Source organism: Nodularia sp. UHCC 0506 (genome assembly GCF_034931045.1).
GTDB lineage: Bacteria > Cyanobacteriota > Cyanobacteriia > Cyanobacteriales > Nostocaceae > Nodularia.
Genome location: NZ_JAYGHH010000042.1, coordinates 10090 through 27113, shown reverse-complemented (window position 1 = coordinate 27113; position 17024 = coordinate 10090). Strand labels below are relative to the sequence as shown.

Genomic DNA, 17024 nt, shown 5'->3' with positions numbered 1-17024 from the left:
TAGTTTGAGTTTTTATTCGGTACACATTCAGATATTTTTACCAACAAATACCGCCACAAATCACCACTACTAAAAATCCCGAAATTCTACCCCATGGCTGTTTGGCAAATTTCAAAGCAGCTAATTAGTGTACTCATCCAAGTCTCTGTTTTTAATCCGTCAAGTCGCTTCTTTACGAGACGCTACGCGAATGCTCTAATTAAAAATTATTTCTTCTTCATTTTGAATTTTAAATTTTGAATTCAAAAAAATTTAGCAATCACTTTGGCTTCTAGTTCCCCTGCTCTAATGGCATCCCTGAGAAATTTCTTAGACAGCTTAGTTAGCGACTGTACCTCAGTCATCAGTCATTTATTAATACATTTTTTTAGAGCGAGCTTGCGGATAGTGCATAAAAATATCTTGATTGACGTATGTAGTCAGTGAGGGCATTAAAACCCAGAACATCAAGGAAAAGTATGGAATATTTTGTTGAGAATTTAGCAAAATTTTCTTCTTATCCTGACTAATTCTACTGTTGTCTATTAATAAGGTATCAAAATGGTTTCCACTATTAATGTTTCCAATTACGAGCTGCTAGTCAAGCCCATTGTTGATAGCCCCACATCACCGAATCGCACTGTTATTCAAGGCTATTTCCTGACAATCTCTAACCCTAGTTTGAGCAATTTGCAAATTCAACTGACATTTAAAGCTCGCACTCCTAACTTTAATTCCAGTCCGCTACTTGCATTCTGGGATGTCGATGATACAAACGCTCCACTAATTGCGGGAACTATCCTCCCATGTGTACGTAGTTACACTTTTAACCTGCCGGCGTTAGATACAGGACTATTTCTACTGCAACCAGATATTACACAGCCGGGAGTAATCAGTAACCAAAATACTGAAATTCGAGGCTACGTTAGGCTCAGGATTGTTTCAGCATCCCAAGTTGGGACAAATAACGCAAGAACTCTGTTGCTGTCAGCCCAGCAGCGAGGAACTTTCTTACCCCAAGGAAACTTAACCCCACCAGCAATGGGTGATTTTGACCAGCTTGCATACAGCCTACCGTTGGCAACAGGGGGTTCTGAAGTTACTCTCCATCCTACTAATATCACTTCAGTATCTGCACTTTCTTTACCTAATCGGGAACGCATCTTCAAAGCTATCGAAGCAAATCCAGGTTTTCTTGGTGATATCATTAACGAACCAATGGTTGAACAGATAGCTGAACTTAGCGTCGAAGAACAGAAGCGTATGCTATACATCTTTCTGGAGCGCTTTCAGGGTAGTAATCTGACAAACAATCAAATACAGAATATAGAGCCAAACGGCAATCTTGTGAATAATCAGCGAGAATTTACTGAGGCTAACGGTAACTTTGCAGATGATTTACAAGAACTTAGTCAGGCTGGTGCTTAAAGTACATAAATCATTGAATAGAGTTTTTTCATAATAGCTTTTGCTGAATTCTAGTAACTTTGCTAGGATTCAGCATTTAATGTGTGCTGGAATTAACTAGGGTTACGGGCAGTTTTACAAAGATTCAAAATCAGCCGTAAATCCAGCTAAGTTTGCACACTCTTCCTGAAAAGCCTCAGCATCGCTGACATCTTCTATTTTATATCCCATGATTCGCGTCCCGTCTGGCATTTTCTTAGAAGAAATACACTCGCCTTGATACTTGTCTGACATGGATTTGAAATTAGCACCATGTTGTTTCCAAGCATCACCAGAACAAGTTACATTAACCCGCCACATAATTCATCTCATTTTCTAGCTATTAATACCTATTATCTCACAAAGGTTACACCTATTTTTTAGATATGTAAGATGATAAATTTTGTGGGGTAGGCATTCTGACCACCCTGGTCTATTTGATTCAAACGGAATAAGTCATCTGCTGTAATATTTAATTATTTTGCTTTTCTATCTAAAGGAAGTTTCTATTTATAAAGCCATCAACCATAATGTAGATGGAAGATAATGTCTAGAAGAATTTATCCCTTTAGCTAAATAGGAAAGGTGGCAAATGCCTAACAACATCAAAGAACAAATCCAAACTGATTTGAAACAAGTTAAAGAAACTGGACAGTTAAGAACTGCAAGAATTCGTGAAATTGTTAAATCTGCTGTTTCTCAGCTAAGTTCAGAGTTGAAAGCAGGTTCTAGTGAAATTCGTTATTTGGTAAAAGATGCGGTTTCTGCTGTAATTGAAAATTTTCAAGACAAAGGTGCGGAAATTAGGGAAGAAGTAACAGCATCAATTGAAGGGGCGCTAGAAGGTGTGAACAGTAAAAGACACGAGTCTATTGCCAAAACTCAGCAGGAAGTGAAAAAGCTGCAAGCTCAATTAGAGAATGAAGAGGAACAAATTCAGCAAGAAGTTGATGGTATTTTAGCAGAAATTGAAGAAACTGGCAAAGATAAAACTGATGATACTAAAAATGCGATCGCTTCTGCTATTAATGCCATTAAAGATAGCGAAGAAGTCTCTTTATTAAAGAAACGTTACGCACAATTACAAGCACAACTATCTATTATTCGCGCAAATTTGGCGGCACGTTACGGCGGCAGGGACGGTGAGGTTAAAGATTATATCGATGAGGCAAAACACTGGTATGATCAAACTCGCCCACAAGCTGAAGCTGTTGCTACACAAGTAGACGAGAAGCGATCGCAGTTAGAAGATAAACTAGGTGAAGCTGGTTCGGCTATAGCTAAAAAAGAGCGTCAAATTAAACAAACTTTACGGGAGTTGCTGCTATCAACGGCTGATATGTTCAAAGATAAAGAGCCTGCTGATAAACATGAGGAACTTACTAAGAAGTAGGCTATATCAGGTAAAAATTAAATAAGCTTGTAGTAAGGGTTTTACCCTTTTTAGAGGACTAAAGTCCTCACTACAAACTTTGTTGACACAGACAATTTTAGTAACTTCCTCTTTCTGTATTCATTTGTTCTTCATGCTTGGCAATAACCCAAACTGCATGGATGCTACCGGGAAGCCAACCTAGAAGCGTCAGTAGAATGTTAATCAATAAAGTTGGCCCAGCGCCGACTGTCAGAAAAACACCCACAGGAGGTAATAATAAACCTAAAAGTAACCGAAGTATTTTCATGATTTGGTGATTTTGTTTAATTACATTTTTGTGAGAATGCTGAATGAAAGTAATTCAGCTAATAATACCTATCTAGAAGGTAATTCGCCTTGGGTATTTACATCACTACTGCTGTTTAAGGCAGGATTTCTTTCAGCAAAATAATTGTTAATGAAGGTGCTGGCAAAAGATAGAATCACTGGCCCTAAGAAAAATGCTAGAAGTCCACGAACTGCAAACCCAGGAACCAACGCTGCTGCTAACCAGAAACAAAAACCGTTAACTATTAGCGAAAATGCCCCTAATGTCAGAAAGTTAAGCGGTAAAGAAAGAGTGGAAAGTATTGGTTTAACTGAACCATTAATCAAACCAATTACTAAAGCCGCAATCATAGCTGCTGGAAAATTAGCAATGTTGACACCGGGTACAACTAAATCGACAATTAACAAGCTCAAGGCTGTAGCTATGGCGGTGAGAAATGTTGCCCACATCGTGTTTACCTACTAATAAATAAAAAATAGATTCTTTACGAGTCTTGTACTATTCTCCAATAAACTTTAGATTTTTACATCTATTTGAAGATAGATTATGCTTCTACCATTTGGCTGATTATTTTTAGTCCGTAGTTAGGGTTTGCTGTTCGCATAGAGTGCCTTAGTGGAGGCAGGAACAGGGAACCCTCAAACCTTTGATTTATCTGGGTTTTACATTTATTCAGCAAGCCCTAACATATAAATATCATAGCCCCCTCTTCGCTTGCACTGGAGGGGGTTGGGGGTAGGGTTCTTACTACTTCACTAAACTAGGAAACCCTATATATTACTACCAAGATAGAAAAGTTCTCTTATTGTTTAACGGCTTTCATCGACAAACTAATCCGTTTCAATTTTTCGTTAATTTCCAATACCCGAATTTTTACAACTTGTCCTACTTTGACGATTTTTTGAGGGTCATCTACAAATTTATCAGCTAGTTGGGAAATATGTACTAAGCCATCTTGATGTACGCCAATATCAACAAATGCACCAAAGTTAGCTACGTTTGTAACAATTCCCTCTAATTCCATTCCCACCTCTAAATCGCTAATTTCTTTGATTCCTTCTCTAAAGGTGGCATATTTAAATTCTGCACGGGGGTCTCTTCCTGGTTTGTCTAGTTCGCTGATGATGTCGCGCAGTGTGGGTTCGCCTATGCTATCAGTGACGTATTTTTTGAGGTTGGTTTTTTTGAGTTTTTCGGCTATTTCGGTGACTTGATTTAAGGATACATTTAAATCAGCTGCGATCGCCTGCACGAGAGCATAACTTTCGGGATGCACTGCTGTATTATCTAAAGGGTTATCACCGCCACGAATTCGCAGAAAACCCGCCGCTTGTTCAAACGCCTTCGGCCCCAATTTAGCTACCTTTAACAATTGTCGGCGGTTCTTAAAGACTCCATGCTCGTTGCGATAAGCAACAATGTTATTAGCCACCGTAGCCGTAATTCCCGAAACAAAGGTCAAAAGTTCCTTAGAAGCCGTGTTTAAGTCCACACCGACATAATTCACGCAACTTTCTACAGTCTCATCTAGTTTCTTTTTCAGCAACTTTTGGTCAACGTCATGCTGATATTGTCCCACACCGATAGATTTCGGGTCAATTTTCACCAGTTCCGCCAAAGGGTCTTGTAAACGGCGACCGATACTAATTGCACCACGCACGGTAATATCTAAATGGGGAAACTCTTCTAACGCCACTTTACTCGCAGAATATATCGATGCGCCAGACTCATTTACCATGACTTTAACCGGTTTGCGGTCGATGGCTGGTAATATCTGCGCTACAAACTCATCTGTTTCACGGGAAGCTGTACCATTACCAATTGCAATTAAGGAAATCTGATATTTTTCAATCAAATTTTTAATAGTTTGTGCAGCTTTGGCGCGTTGTTCAGCCGCTTGATGCGGAAAAACCGCTTGGTATTCTAAAAATTGTCCGGTTTGGTCGAGTACCGCCACTTTACACCCAGTTCTAAAGCCAGGGTCTATAGCCAGTGTGGGTTTCATTCCGGCTGGTGCAGATAATAGTAATTCTCGCAAATTGGCTTCAAAGGTTTTAATTGACTCCATATCAGCATAGGTTTTTTTCTGAGAAATCACCTCACCGATAATGGAAGTTTTCATCAGCCGATTAAATGCGTCTTTGAGCATCCCCTGATAAAAATCGCGAATTATCCGCACTTTCGCTGTAATTTCCTTGGATTCCAGATAATCAAGTACCACATCTTCATCAAAAGCAATTTCATAGTTTAATACTCCCTCTGCTTCACCGCGACACAACGCCAGAAGATTATGGGGTGCAATATTTCTCACCCGAATTTGATAGTTACGGTACATTTCAAATTTAGTTGTCCCTTCGGGATGATCTTTTTTGATATGAGAGACAAATACCCCCTCAGCGAGCAAGTAATCACGCAGATATGCCCGTAATTCGGCTTTTTCTGCTACTTCTTCTGCTAAAATATCCGCAGCACCTTTGAGCGCTTCTTGTGCTGTTTTAACTCCTTGATTCTCAGAAACATACTTGGCTGCTGCTTCTTCCAGCGAGGCTGTTGCAGCATTTGGAACATTTAGCGACTTAATGAAATTGGCTAAAGGTTCTAAACCCTTTTCTCTGGCTATGGTGGCGCGGGTACGGCGTTTTGGTCGATAGGGAAGGTATAAATCTTCCAGTTCGGTTTTTTGTAAACAGGCTACAATTTTGGCTTTGAGTTCATCTGTGAGTTTACCTTGTTCCGCGATCGCATTTAAAATTACCGATTTCCGTTCAGCCAACTCTGTTAAATAAGCATAGCGCTCAAACAGGTCACGCAGTTGAACTTCATTCATTTCCCCAGTGCGCTCTTTGCGGTAACGTGCAATAAAGGGAACGGTCGCACCTTCGGCTAAAAGTTCTAACGCGTTTTCGATTTGATGGGGTTTGAGGTTTAATTCTGTCGCCAGTAGTTGAGAAATATTCAGCATCGGGTGTTTAATTTAAAAAGATGAGTCCTAAATGTAATATGCTAGATCGTCCACTCAGGAATAGCACTAAGGGTTTACTTAATTACTAGATTAAGCAAAAATCTAGGCGGTTAATTAACCACAGAGATTTTTCATTAAATCTACTTAGTTGTATAATTAGGAACAATTATAAAAACAGTTTGCGTCTGCTTTTATCCATTTTTGTATTTTAGTTACGAGGATAGTAAATATGCACTTATTTTTTTTGATTCCACTCTGTACTGGTTTAGCTATCGGCTATGTATCTAAAAAGTGTGATGGTGAAATCGCTTATCTGATCAGTTTGTTTACGATTATCAGTCTAATTTTAAGTTTAGTATTAGCGCCTTGGCAATTTAAGCTAGTGCTGTTAATTGTAGTTCTGGTCAGCACAGACAAGTTTTTATTGAAAAATTAAGTTTAAAATATGATTTGCTACGCCTTGCTTTTGGCGATCGCATAATTTATAGTAGTATTAAAAGTATCGGCGTTGCTGATTTACAATAAGAATTTTTTTTCGCGCAAAGACGCATCAGCGAAGTACGAAGTACGTTAGGTGCAAAGGTAGAAACAAAAAGAAAGGTAATTTTGGCATTTCATACTCGGATTCAATAACACCAGCAATTTTAGCGTCATCTACAAAAAGCTGTATAAATCTTACAGTCCCTTTCAACGCACTTCTGCTATTAGAGACTTACAAGTAAAAAAATACTCAATCACCTCATGCAAAAAACCTCTCAAACCCTCATAACTCTGTGTACTCTGCGTCTCTGCGGTATGCGCTAGTTGATTTGGATAATTTATTTTTTGGAAGTGCCTTAATTAGATCGAAATACCTGAATAAATCGACGTGATCACCGTTAACTGATTAAAATGGACGTACCCCGACTCGAACGGGGGACCTCTACGATGTCAACGTAGCGCTCTAACCAACTGAGCTATACGTCCTTAACCACAAGAATATCTAACATAACATATATCTCACAGTAAAGCAAATATTAATTTGCAAGCAGCCAGAACATAGATACACAGTGGACTGTTCTGATCTGCTAACAGTAGTATTTGTACCTTGGCTGAGACTAAATTTGCAATCCTCACCAAGAAAAATATCCTAGCAAGACTGGCGCAGAAACTTTGATAAACTCCGATTTCCTGGAGTGTGCTTTCTTCCTATCTGTGCATTACTTTCTTAGGTGTCTATATAGTTTTAAGTAAATACTGAGTGTTTTTTATTGCATTTAATTAATAAGACTGAATAGTTAAAACTTGTAGAAACTATTTTAAAAACTTATAATATTGATAATATATATTTAAATATTGAGAATGTTAACTGCTTTAATAACTGGTGCATCTAGTGGTATTGGTAAAGCCTTCGCTCAAGAATTAGCTGCACGAAAAACAAACCTGGTTCTAGTTTCTCGTTCTGAAGATAAACTTAATCAACTAGCAAAACAACTACAAGAGCAATACCAAATTCAAGTAGATGTTATAGTGAAAGACCTCACAGATCCTGATGCAACTACCGACGTGTTTAATACTACTAAAAGCAAGGGCTTAACCATTGACTTATTAATTAATAATGCTGGTTTTGGTGACTATGGTGATTTTACCGAAAGTGACAGAGAACGGCAAATAAAAATTATCCAACTCAACATTTTAGCATTGGTAGATTTAACCCATAAGTTTTTGCCTCTGATGCGGCAACGCCATTCCGGTGGCATTATTAACGTATCTTCGATTACGGCATTTCAACCAATACCCTATCTTTCTGTGTATGCTGCCAGTAAAGCTTTTATTCTCAGTTTCAGTGAAGCACTTTGGGCAGAAAATCGCCCCTATGGAGTTCGTATTCTAGCTACCTGTCCAGGGCCTATAGAAACTAATTTTTTTGTTGAAGCTAACTTTCCGATAGCTTTAGCAGGAAATACAAATAAGGCTTATTCCTCTGAAGAAGTTGTGCGTGAATCATTAAAGGCTTTAGCAAATCATCAACCAACACTGGTTATGGGTGACATTAAAACTCAAATTAGAAGTACATTGGCTCGATTAGTACCACGTAAAATCCTATTGAATATGTTAGCCAGACATTTTAAAATTTAAAAAAATCTTCATATACCAAACATACTAAATTGATAAATAGGTGAAATTGCTCTTGTGATTTTTTGTATTCTTTAGAACAATCAATCCAAGAATATTACTGTGAACACAATCAAGATAACAGGTTATATTAATAACAACAAATTTTACATGATCACCTGAAAAACTAAAAACCAACCAAAACTCCCTAAACACAGGTATCCTGTGGGAATTCAACTATAAAATGTATTTAAGTTTCGTTTTTCAGCAAATGCCACCGTAAACAGGTTTTTTATGGAACTTTTAGATAATTTTTTTTTCCTAGCCAGTTTATTCCTCACGGACACTGCTTTCTTTGGAAACCAGGATTGGTCTGGTTACACGTTCTTTCTGATTCGTTAACTGCTCTTGCCTACTTTTCTATTCCAGTTATGCTGGTCTACTTTGTCCGCAAACGAAGAGATGTCCCTTTCGGGGTAATATTCTTGATGTTTAGCACATTTATTGTTGCTTGCGGTACAACCCATATAATGGATGTGTGGACACTTTGGTATCCTACTTATTGGCTATCGGGTTTAATCAAAGCTATTACGGCTTTTGTGTCTGTTTTGACAGCTATAGAACTATTCTCATTAATACCTAAAGCACTGGCTTTGCCTAGTCATGCTCGTAGATTAAAGGCGGCAAACTGCCAACTAGCAAAGGAAATTGCGATACGTAAACATACTGAAGAAGTGCTAAGAGAAACTGAGGAACGCTGGGAGTTAGCCTTACGTGGCAATAATGATGGTATTTGGGATTGGAATGTAAAAACCAATGAGGTTTTTTTATCAACACGTTGGAAAGAAATGCTTGGTTATGAAGAACACGAAATTTCCAATAATTTAAATGAACGTATAGCACGGGTACATCCAGATGACCTTGATACCGTCATCAAAGCAATTGAAAATCATTTCTCCAAGATAACACCGTTTTACATTAACGAGCATCGAGTTTTATGTAAAAACGGTACTTACAAATGGGTTTTGGATCGGGGTCAAGCTCTGTGGGATGAAAATGATAATGTAGTACGTATGGTGGGTTCACATACTGACATTACTGAGCGCAAGCAAGCAGAGGAGAATTTAAGCAACCTACTAGAGCGACTAGAAACTATAGTTGAACAACGGACAATAGAGTTAATACAAATCAACAATTCACTACAAATAGAAATCACTGAACGCCAGCGAATCGAGAACGCATTGAGAGAAAGCGAACGGCAATTTCGAGCAGCATTTCATCAAGCGGCTGTTGGGATTGCTCATGTAGGCACAAATGGACAATGGTTATTGGTAAATCAGAAGCTTTGCGATATTGTTGGATACACATCCCAAGAACTAGAGTTGTTAACTTTCCAGGATATTACCCATCCAGATGATCTTGATATTGATCTCAATTATGTTAACCAGGTTTTAGCTGGTGAAATTGAAAATTATTCTCTAGAAAAACGCTATTTTCGTAAAAATGGTGCTATTGTCTGGGTCAATCTCACTGTATCTTTAATGCGCGAATCTTCTGGTGAACCAAATTATTTTATTTCTGTGGTCGAAGATATTAGCGATCGCAAGCAGTCACAGAAGCAAATTCAAGCATCACTTTTAGAAAAAGAAGTGTTGTTAAAAGAAATTTACCATCGAGTGAAAAACAATTTACAGGTAATTTCTAGTTTACTAAATTTGCAATCTGCATATATCGAAGATGCCAACGATATGGCAATATTCCAGCAAAGTCAGCAGCGCATCGCATCAATGGCTTTAGTTCATGAAAAAATGTGTCAATCACCAGATTTAGCCAAAATAAACCTAAATAATTATGTTCAAGATTTAGTATCGAGTTTATGTACTTGCTATGAATTAAATACAAATGTCATTTCTATAAATATTCATATTGATAATGGTATTTTATTAGGTTTAGATACAGCAATTCCTTTTAGTTTAATTATCCATGAACTTGTTTCTAATTCCTTAAAACACGCATTTTATGGAGGTATGTCAGGTGAAATTAACATTGAAATAAAACATAGTTTGGAAAATTATATTTCACTGATAGTTAGGGATAATGGTATTGGTTTACCATCAAACTTTGATTTTCAAAATACAGCGTCATTAGGTTGGGAACTAATAGAGGCTTTAAGCGATCAACTCTCAGGAAATATCACAATTAAGAGCAATATTGGAGTAGAATTTCAAATAGACTTTCCCTTAGTATAAATTTTGATTACATGATGACAAATACAAAAATTATAATAGTAGAAGATGAAGCTATTGTTGCCAAAGATTTACGTAATCGGCTGCAAAAATTCGGTTATGTAGTTTCTGCTATTGCTTCTTCAGGACAGGAAGCAATTAATAAGTCTAGAGAAATTTGTCCAGATTTAGTGTTAATGGATATTAGATTGAAAGGACATATAGACGGTATAGAAGCGGCTCATGAAATTCACAAATATTTAGATATTCCCATAATTTATCTTACAGCTTATGCTGATGATAAAACTTTAGATAGGGCAAAAGTAACTGAGCCTTTTGGATATTTACTCAAACCTTTTAAAGAAAGAGAGCTACAAATAAATATTGAAATAGCCCTGACTAAACATAAGCTAGAAAAGCAATTAAAAACAAATCAAAAATGGTTATCTATGCTCCTGAATAGCATCAGCGATGGTGTAATTTCTAGCGACTTTGAAGAATTGATAACTTTTATGAATCCTGTGGCTGAAAATCTGACAGGTTGGAAACAAGAAGATGCTTGGGGGAGAATTTCATCGGAAGTATTCAATATTGCTCATGCAGAAACTCATGAACCTGTAGAAAGTCCATTAAAAAAAGTCTTACAAGCTGGGACTATCGTTAGTTTACCCCCAGAAACTATTCTGATTGCTAAAAATGGTGTAGAAACTCCCATTGATGACAGTGCTGCACCAATTAAAGATGAACAAGATCGGATTACAGGTGCAGTATTAATTTTTCGAGACATTACTGAGCGCAAACAAGCAATAGAGGCTCATCAAAAGCAAGTTGAGCAAGAACAGATTGTAGCGCAATTAGCAGAAATTAATCAACTCAAAAATGAGTTTTTAAATTTATTTTCCCATGAATTGCGATCGCCTCTAAGCAATATGAAGGTGATAATTCAAATGTTACAAATGTCTATCACACCTGAAGCAAGTCAGCACTATTTGGAAATGCTGGAAAATGAGTGCGATCGCGAAATGGCCTTAATTAATGATTTACTAGACTTACAACGCTTAGAAGCCCAAGCCTGTCCATTAATTACCCCAGATGTTTTGCTCTTGGAACAGTTTATACCTTGGGTAATTGAGCCGTTTCAAGTCCGTGTTCAGGAACATCAGCAAACTTTACAGTTAAATTTGCCCTCAAATCTACCGTCGCTGTTCTCAGATGGTATTAGCTTAGAGCGAATTTTAGCAGAATTACTCAATAATGCCTGCAAATATACTCCTGCTGGTGGTGAAATTATCTTAAGTGTAGATCACAATTCTGCCGAAACACCCCCAAAAACTATCATCACTATTCGTAATTCCTTAGAAATTCCCACAGCAGAATTACCGCGAATTTTTGATAAATTTTATCGCCTCCCTAATGCTGACCTTTGGAATCAAGGTGGTACAGGATTAGGATTATCTATAGTGCAGAAGTTAGTGGAACAACTCCAAGGAATAATTCAAGTTGAAAGCAGAGAAGGATGGACAACTTTCAGGCTCATATTTAATGATTTAGTTGTTACTACCAGTTAGAGAATTTATCTAAGAAAAACCAGTTTGTGAGTATAAAATAAGTCCTTATGGACAATGTTAAAAAATAATTTCAACTTAGCAATAAAAATAATCATAGGTTTTATTAACTGCAAATTTTGTCCATGTAATCCCGTATCATCTTTTCATATATTTGGATACATCCTGTAGGTAGATGATCCTAACAAATAGTAGCTTAAAATTAATTTTGGTATGTCTAATAACTGCTTTTTATGGAGGTTTAGTATTTGGCTAAACCTTTTCATACTTCCAGAGGTATAGATAGGTTGCTATCAAATTTAAATAATTCTAGCTATAGCCTATAGATAGATGAAGTTGAATATTATGATAATTAAAATCACGAGATATGGTAAACTCTTGGTATTTATAGGTTTGGCTAATAGTCAAGCCTATTTTGTATGTTGTCAAATTAGAGATTAACTAGATTTTTGAACAATTGACTAAAAATTTGCCTCTTATCACTAACTAAATTGATTTCCTGTATATCAATAGGGATGTAAACCAAATTTTTTCGTGTTATTATTCAATTCCTTAATGCCAGAAAAACATATCTACCCTGGAATCAAATCCAGGGTTTTATTTTTGATCACAAAGTGAGCATAGCCAAATATCTATGACAGTTAGATAACATCTGACCAAGGTATGAATAAAATTATTAGAGATACTTATTTATATATCTATACATAAAACTTGCTATCATATTTACAAATATTTGTATACAACTTTAAGACAGATGAAATGATATGAGTTTATATATAAATTATCTAGATATGGTAAACACCTGGTATATAAGGGCTTGGCTTTTGCTCAAGCCTTTTTCGTACTTTGTAAGAGAAAATGGGAGCATCCCACTTTTGCAAATATGTCTTTTCTGTCTAGATGTAAGTAACAGATTTGTACAAGATCCCAATCCCCAATTTAGTGACAATTGAGCAGGCGTTTTTAATTTAATTCAATTTTGGAATGCCGTGCTTTGAACACTCGCACAATGGGCGGTAAAACCCAGTTGAAGGCAGAACCCATAAAACCAATAATATTAAGGATTGCAATACATACATTGTGCCGGATCAGCATATTGACTTGTATGGGGAAATGGTTTTTGTTGACTAAAACCGCATTTTTGACATTGATAAATCACAGTTAGCGTTAAAAGAGTTGGAGAATGGCAGATTGCACAAGGTAAACCCGGAATTTTTTGGGTAATTGCAAAACCAGGGGCAGAACATTTTGGACAAAGACTGTTAATTTTTCTGACCAAATCTTGAGTAGCTTTGGCGATATTATTCATGCGTGTAGGGTTATACATTGCCCGCATATCTGTTTCCAGATGTGCTTTACCTGTTGGTGAATTTTCCAGCACATAATTTACAGATTCTACAAGTTGTTCTGGTGTAATAATGCCTTGAATAATTTGTTGGCTAGATGGCGGATATTCACTAAACATAACTACCAAACCATGTTCAGGAAAGCCTATTTTATCAGCAAACTCTAATGCCTGTTCTACACTTTCCACAACTATATGATTATGATTAGTTTCTATGGAAAATTCTTCTCCAATTATTTCTAAATTATGTTTTTTATCTAAAATAATGACAATTTCTCTATTACTAGCCATAAAAGGTGTACTAGGGTGAGGTGCAAAACTACCTTCGCTCGCTATTACTAGAGTTTCACCTGTCAATTCTAATGCTTTTTCCGCTTTTAATCTAGCCGTTGCAATTTGAGTATTTATCCGTTTAATTTTTCTTGTAAATGTACCGAAACTATCTGTATTAAAATTTTGAGGCACGGTAACATGAATGCCTAATTCTGCTTCTAAAATCGGAGCGATCGCTTTTTCTTTTTGGTGCATTGTTGCTAACACGGCTATGCGGTTAGTAAATAAGAAATGTTGTTTCATTGTTTACCTTCTTAAATTCATAAAAATAAATCGCGGTTTACACAAGTATTTTGGGATAATTGCCAATCACTGGCAAGCAAGTGCAGCAATTGGGAGTGGATAACAGCAGTTAAGTCGCTTCTCTACGAGACACTACGCGAACGCTCCAAAAAGGGATAGGAACTGTAGGTCAGGTTGTCATTGATTGGGTGAATGACCAAATCAATTACGAATACCATCAAGCTGAGAAAATTTGTTCAATTGCTTCTGGTAAACTCTAACCCAAGAAAGATGAACCATAAGAATAGGCATTTAAGATTATAAAATAGTACGTTGTTAAGCACAGCAATAATTGAGGTTTGGTTGATAACCAAACCTTTTTTCATGATGCAACAAATTATGTTCTTATCAGCTTTTAGACTATTTGCACACATTCTTTAGGAGGATGAACTAAAGGCATAGAAAAGTTAAATTACTATTGGTGTAGTAAATGCTTGGTATACATAAGGGCTTGGTTTATCCAAGCCTTTTTCCTTTAAAGGGTTAGTTAATTTATATCGGTTTTAAGATATTTCGTGTCTCTAGTGAAGACTGTAACAGTAATTTCTAATATTTGAATTTTTTCTCCAGTTATTATACTGGGACTTCCGCAAAGTGTTAAGTTTTGTAAACTATGATAGACTCTCTTGTTGGCTAGAGAGTTTAGGATAAATATAATAATGTAAATTTCCACCAGAGTCAGCAAAAGTCAAACTTAATCGCTGACTACAGACGAAATTAACCCCTCCAGCCATCAAAATGAGGATTCACGACGACAACCCCGAAAGATGGCTGAGTTAGCTTTGCAGGCTGCAATTGAGCAGATACAAGCTGGGTTTTGATAGTTCTTTTATTCCATACCGTAAATCTATGACACTCAAACTGACAGTTCCGAATATGGCTTGTTCTGCTTGTGCAACCAATATTACTAATGCAGTTAAAACAGTTGATGCCAATGCTACTATTCAGGCTGATCCACAAACCAAATTTGTGAGTGTAGATACTCAAGCATCAGAAACTGCCATTAAGGATGCTTTAGCGGCGGCTGGCTATCCAGTGGCTTAAATCTGTTCGGCTGTTCCACATTGAATTTGCGTAACATGGGCGGGCATCTTTGCCCTCCCCCACAAGAGTCTGATTATGCAAACGAGATGTGTTTTAGCTGTTCAGTGTAACTTCTGCTTCATACCTAATATCAGTCAAATTGGTTTACTTATTATGGATACTCTCACACTCAAGCTCCGAGGTATGAGTTGCGCCTCCTGTGCGAATAACATCGATCAAGCAATTCGCTTGGTTCCAGGTGTGATTGACTGTAATGTTAACTTTGGTGCTGAACAGGCTACCATTAATTATGACCAAAAACGCACTGATTTAAAGACAATTCAAACCGCTATTGATGCGGCGGGATACTCTTCTTATTTACCCCAAAAAGACATCCTAGCTGGTGAAGATGAAGCCGAAAAAGCAAGTAAATTAGCGGAAGAAAGGGAAATTACCCGCAAGGTGATTGTGGGGGGTGTCATCGGTATTATCATGTTTGTCGGTTCCATACCCATGATGACTGGACTAAATGTGCCGTTTATTCCGGCATTTCTCCATAATTATTGGGTGCAGTTGGTGTTGACTATACCTGTACAATTCTGGTGTGGTTGGACTTTTTACGTGAATGGTTGGAAAGCCCTGAAACGTCATACAGCAACGATGGATACTCTGATGGCTGTGGGGACAAGTGCAGCATTTCTCTATTCTGTGTTTGTTACTCTCTTTCCTAGATTTTTTATGGCTCAGGGTTTAATACCTCATGTGTATTATGAAGTTTCGGTGATTGTGATTGCTTTAATTTTGCTGGGGCGATTGTTAGAAAATCGCGCTAGGGGCAAAACTTCGGAAGCTATTCATAAACTTATTGGACTACAACCCAAAAATGCCAAAGTTATTCGTGATGGTGTGGAAATGGATATTCCCATTACGGAAGTTGCTATCAATGATCTGATTTTGGTGCGCCCTGGGGAAAAAATTCCGGTAGATGGTGAGGTGATTACTGGTGTTTCTACGGTGGATGAGGCGATGGTAACAGGTGAAAGTCTACCAGTGCAGAAGCAGCCAGGGGATGAGGTGATTGGGGCGACGATTAACAAAACTGGTAGTTTCCAGTTTCGGGCAACACGGGTGGGAAATGATACGTTTTTGGCGCAAATCGTGAAACTCGTGCAGCAAGCCCAAGGTTCTAAAGCGCCAATTCAAAGATTGGCCGATCAAGTTACAGGCTGGTTTGTACCTGTTGTAATTGCGATCGCGATCGCCACTTTTGTGATTTGGTTTAATTTTATGGGTAACTTTACCCTAGCCATGATGACAACGGTGGGGGTATTAATTATCGCTTGTCCCTGTGCTTTGGGTTTAGCTACTCCAACTTCAATTATGGTGGGGACTGGTAAAGGGGCGGAAAATGGCATTTTAATTAAAGATGCTCAAAGCTTAGAATTAGCACACAAAATCCAAATCATTGTTCTCGATAAAACTGGGACGTTAACTGAAGGAAAACCCACAGTTACAGATTTTGTTTCTGTCAACGGTACAGCCCATCACAATGAACTGAAGCTGTTACAGTTGGCGGCTTCTGTAGAACGCAATTCTGAGCATCCCTTGGCTGAAGCTGTGGTAAAATATGCCCAATCTCAAGAGGTGAGTTTAACTGAGGCGAATAACTTTGCAGCTGTTGCAGGTAGTGGTGTGCAAGCTGTGGTTTCAGACCGCTTGGTGCAAATTGGCACTCAACGCTGGATGTCAGAACTGGGAATCAATACTGATAGTCTCCAGCAGTATAAAGATGCTTGGGAAACTGCGGCTAAAACAGTAATTCTAATTGCCGTAGATGGCGATATTCAAGGAGTTATGGGTATTGCCGATGCTCTGAAACCTTCCTCAGCAGCAGCAGTAAAAACACTGCAAAAATTGGGTTTAGAAGTAGTTATTTTAACCGGAGACAATCGCCAAACTGCGGAAGCGATCGCTCAACAAGTCGGCATCCAGCGAGTGTTTTCAGAGGTGCGCCCCGACCAAAAAGCCGCACTGATCGAGTCTCTGCAATCCGGGCTAAACTCCCCG

The 17024-nt window shown here is 37.8% G+C and carries 13 protein-coding genes and 1 tRNA gene; 8 read left to right on the top strand and 6 right to left on the bottom strand.

What is annotated here, in order from left to right:
- Positions 1-540 precede the first annotated feature (540 nt).
- Complete coding sequence (locus VB654_RS19200) at positions 541-1407, top strand: hypothetical protein (RefSeq protein ID WP_323215400.1); 867 nt, start codon at positions 541-543, stop codon at positions 1405-1407.
- Positions 1408-1521: 114 nt separating this feature from the next.
- Here the strand turns inward: VB654_RS19200 and VB654_RS19195 are convergent, their stop codons facing one another.
- Positions 1522-1746, bottom strand: a complete 225-nt coding sequence (locus VB654_RS19195; protein WP_323215399.1) for a hypothetical protein — start codon at positions 1744-1746, stop codon at positions 1522-1524.
- Positions 1747-2017: 271 nt separating this feature from the next.
- Here VB654_RS19195 and VB654_RS19190 point away from each other — a divergent pair, with 271 nt between their 5' ends.
- Positions 2018-2818: a histidine kinase gene (locus VB654_RS19190; protein ID WP_323215398.1), complete on the top strand. Its 801-nt coding sequence runs from the start codon at positions 2018-2020 to the stop codon at positions 2816-2818.
- A 97-nt stretch (positions 2819-2915) separates the two neighbouring features.
- Here the strand turns inward: VB654_RS19190 and VB654_RS19185 are convergent, their stop codons facing one another.
- From VB654_RS19185 to VB654_RS19175, 3 genes are all read right to left on the bottom strand, one after another.
- The gene (locus VB654_RS19185; RefSeq protein WP_323215397.1) at positions 2916-3107 is read right to left on the bottom strand and encodes a YqaE/Pmp3 family membrane protein; all 192 of its coding nucleotides are present in this window, start codon (positions 3105-3107) and stop codon (positions 2916-2918) included.
- Positions 3108-3175: 68 nt separating this feature from the next.
- Positions 3176-3577, bottom strand: coding sequence for a phage holin family protein (locus tag VB654_RS19180; protein WP_323215396.1), 402 nt, complete (start codon positions 3575-3577; stop codon positions 3176-3178).
- 353 nt (positions 3578-3930) lie between these two features.
- Positions 3931-6090, bottom strand: a complete 2160-nt coding sequence (locus VB654_RS19175) for a Tex family protein (RefSeq protein WP_323215395.1) — start codon at positions 6088-6090, stop codon at positions 3931-3933.
- A gap of 229 nt (positions 6091-6319) precedes the next feature.
- Between VB654_RS19175 and VB654_RS19170 the strand changes: the two genes are divergently transcribed.
- On the top strand, positions 6320-6526 hold the full coding sequence (locus tag VB654_RS19170) for a hypothetical protein (protein ID WP_323215394.1): 207 nt from the start codon (positions 6320-6322) through the stop codon (positions 6524-6526).
- A 456-nt stretch (positions 6527-6982) separates the two neighbouring features.
- On the opposite strand, the gene VB654_RS19165 is transcribed toward VB654_RS19170, so the two are convergent.
- Positions 6983-7056: transfer RNA gene (locus tag VB654_RS19165), tRNA-Val, on the bottom strand.
- A 375-nt stretch (positions 7057-7431) separates the two neighbouring features.
- On the opposite strand from VB654_RS19165, the gene VB654_RS19160 reads away from it, so the two are divergent.
- From VB654_RS19160 to VB654_RS19150, 3 genes are all read left to right on the top strand, one after another.
- Positions 7432-8208 (top strand): SDR family oxidoreductase, encoded by a 777-nt coding sequence (locus VB654_RS19160; protein ID WP_323215393.1) that lies wholly within the window; start codon positions 7432-7434, stop codon positions 8206-8208.
- A 464-nt stretch (positions 8209-8672) separates the two neighbouring features.
- The gene (locus VB654_RS19155) at positions 8673-10433 is read left to right on the top strand and encodes a PAS domain S-box protein (protein ID WP_323215392.1); all 1761 of its coding nucleotides are present in this window, start codon (positions 8673-8675) and stop codon (positions 10431-10433) included.
- A gap of 11 nt (positions 10434-10444) precedes the next feature.
- Positions 10445-11977 (top strand): response regulator, encoded by a 1533-nt coding sequence (locus VB654_RS19150; RefSeq protein ID WP_323215391.1) that lies wholly within the window; start codon positions 10445-10447, stop codon positions 11975-11977.
- A gap of 1054 nt (positions 11978-13031) precedes the next feature.
- Here VB654_RS19150 and VB654_RS19145 read toward each other — a convergent pair.
- Positions 13032-13895 (bottom strand): DUF6671 family protein, encoded by an 864-nt coding sequence (locus VB654_RS19145; protein WP_323215390.1) that lies wholly within the window; start codon positions 13893-13895, stop codon positions 13032-13034.
- Between the two features lie 888 nt (positions 13896-14783).
- Here VB654_RS19145 and VB654_RS19140 point away from each other — a divergent pair.
- Positions 14784-14978: a heavy-metal-associated domain-containing protein gene (locus VB654_RS19140; protein ID WP_271919606.1), complete on the top strand. Its 195-nt coding sequence runs from the start codon at positions 14784-14786 to the stop codon at positions 14976-14978.
- Positions 14979-15131: 153 nt separating this feature from the next.
- A partial coding sequence (locus VB654_RS19135) for a heavy metal translocating P-type ATPase (RefSeq protein ID WP_323215389.1) occupies positions 15132-17024 on the top strand: 1893 nt, incomplete at its 3' end.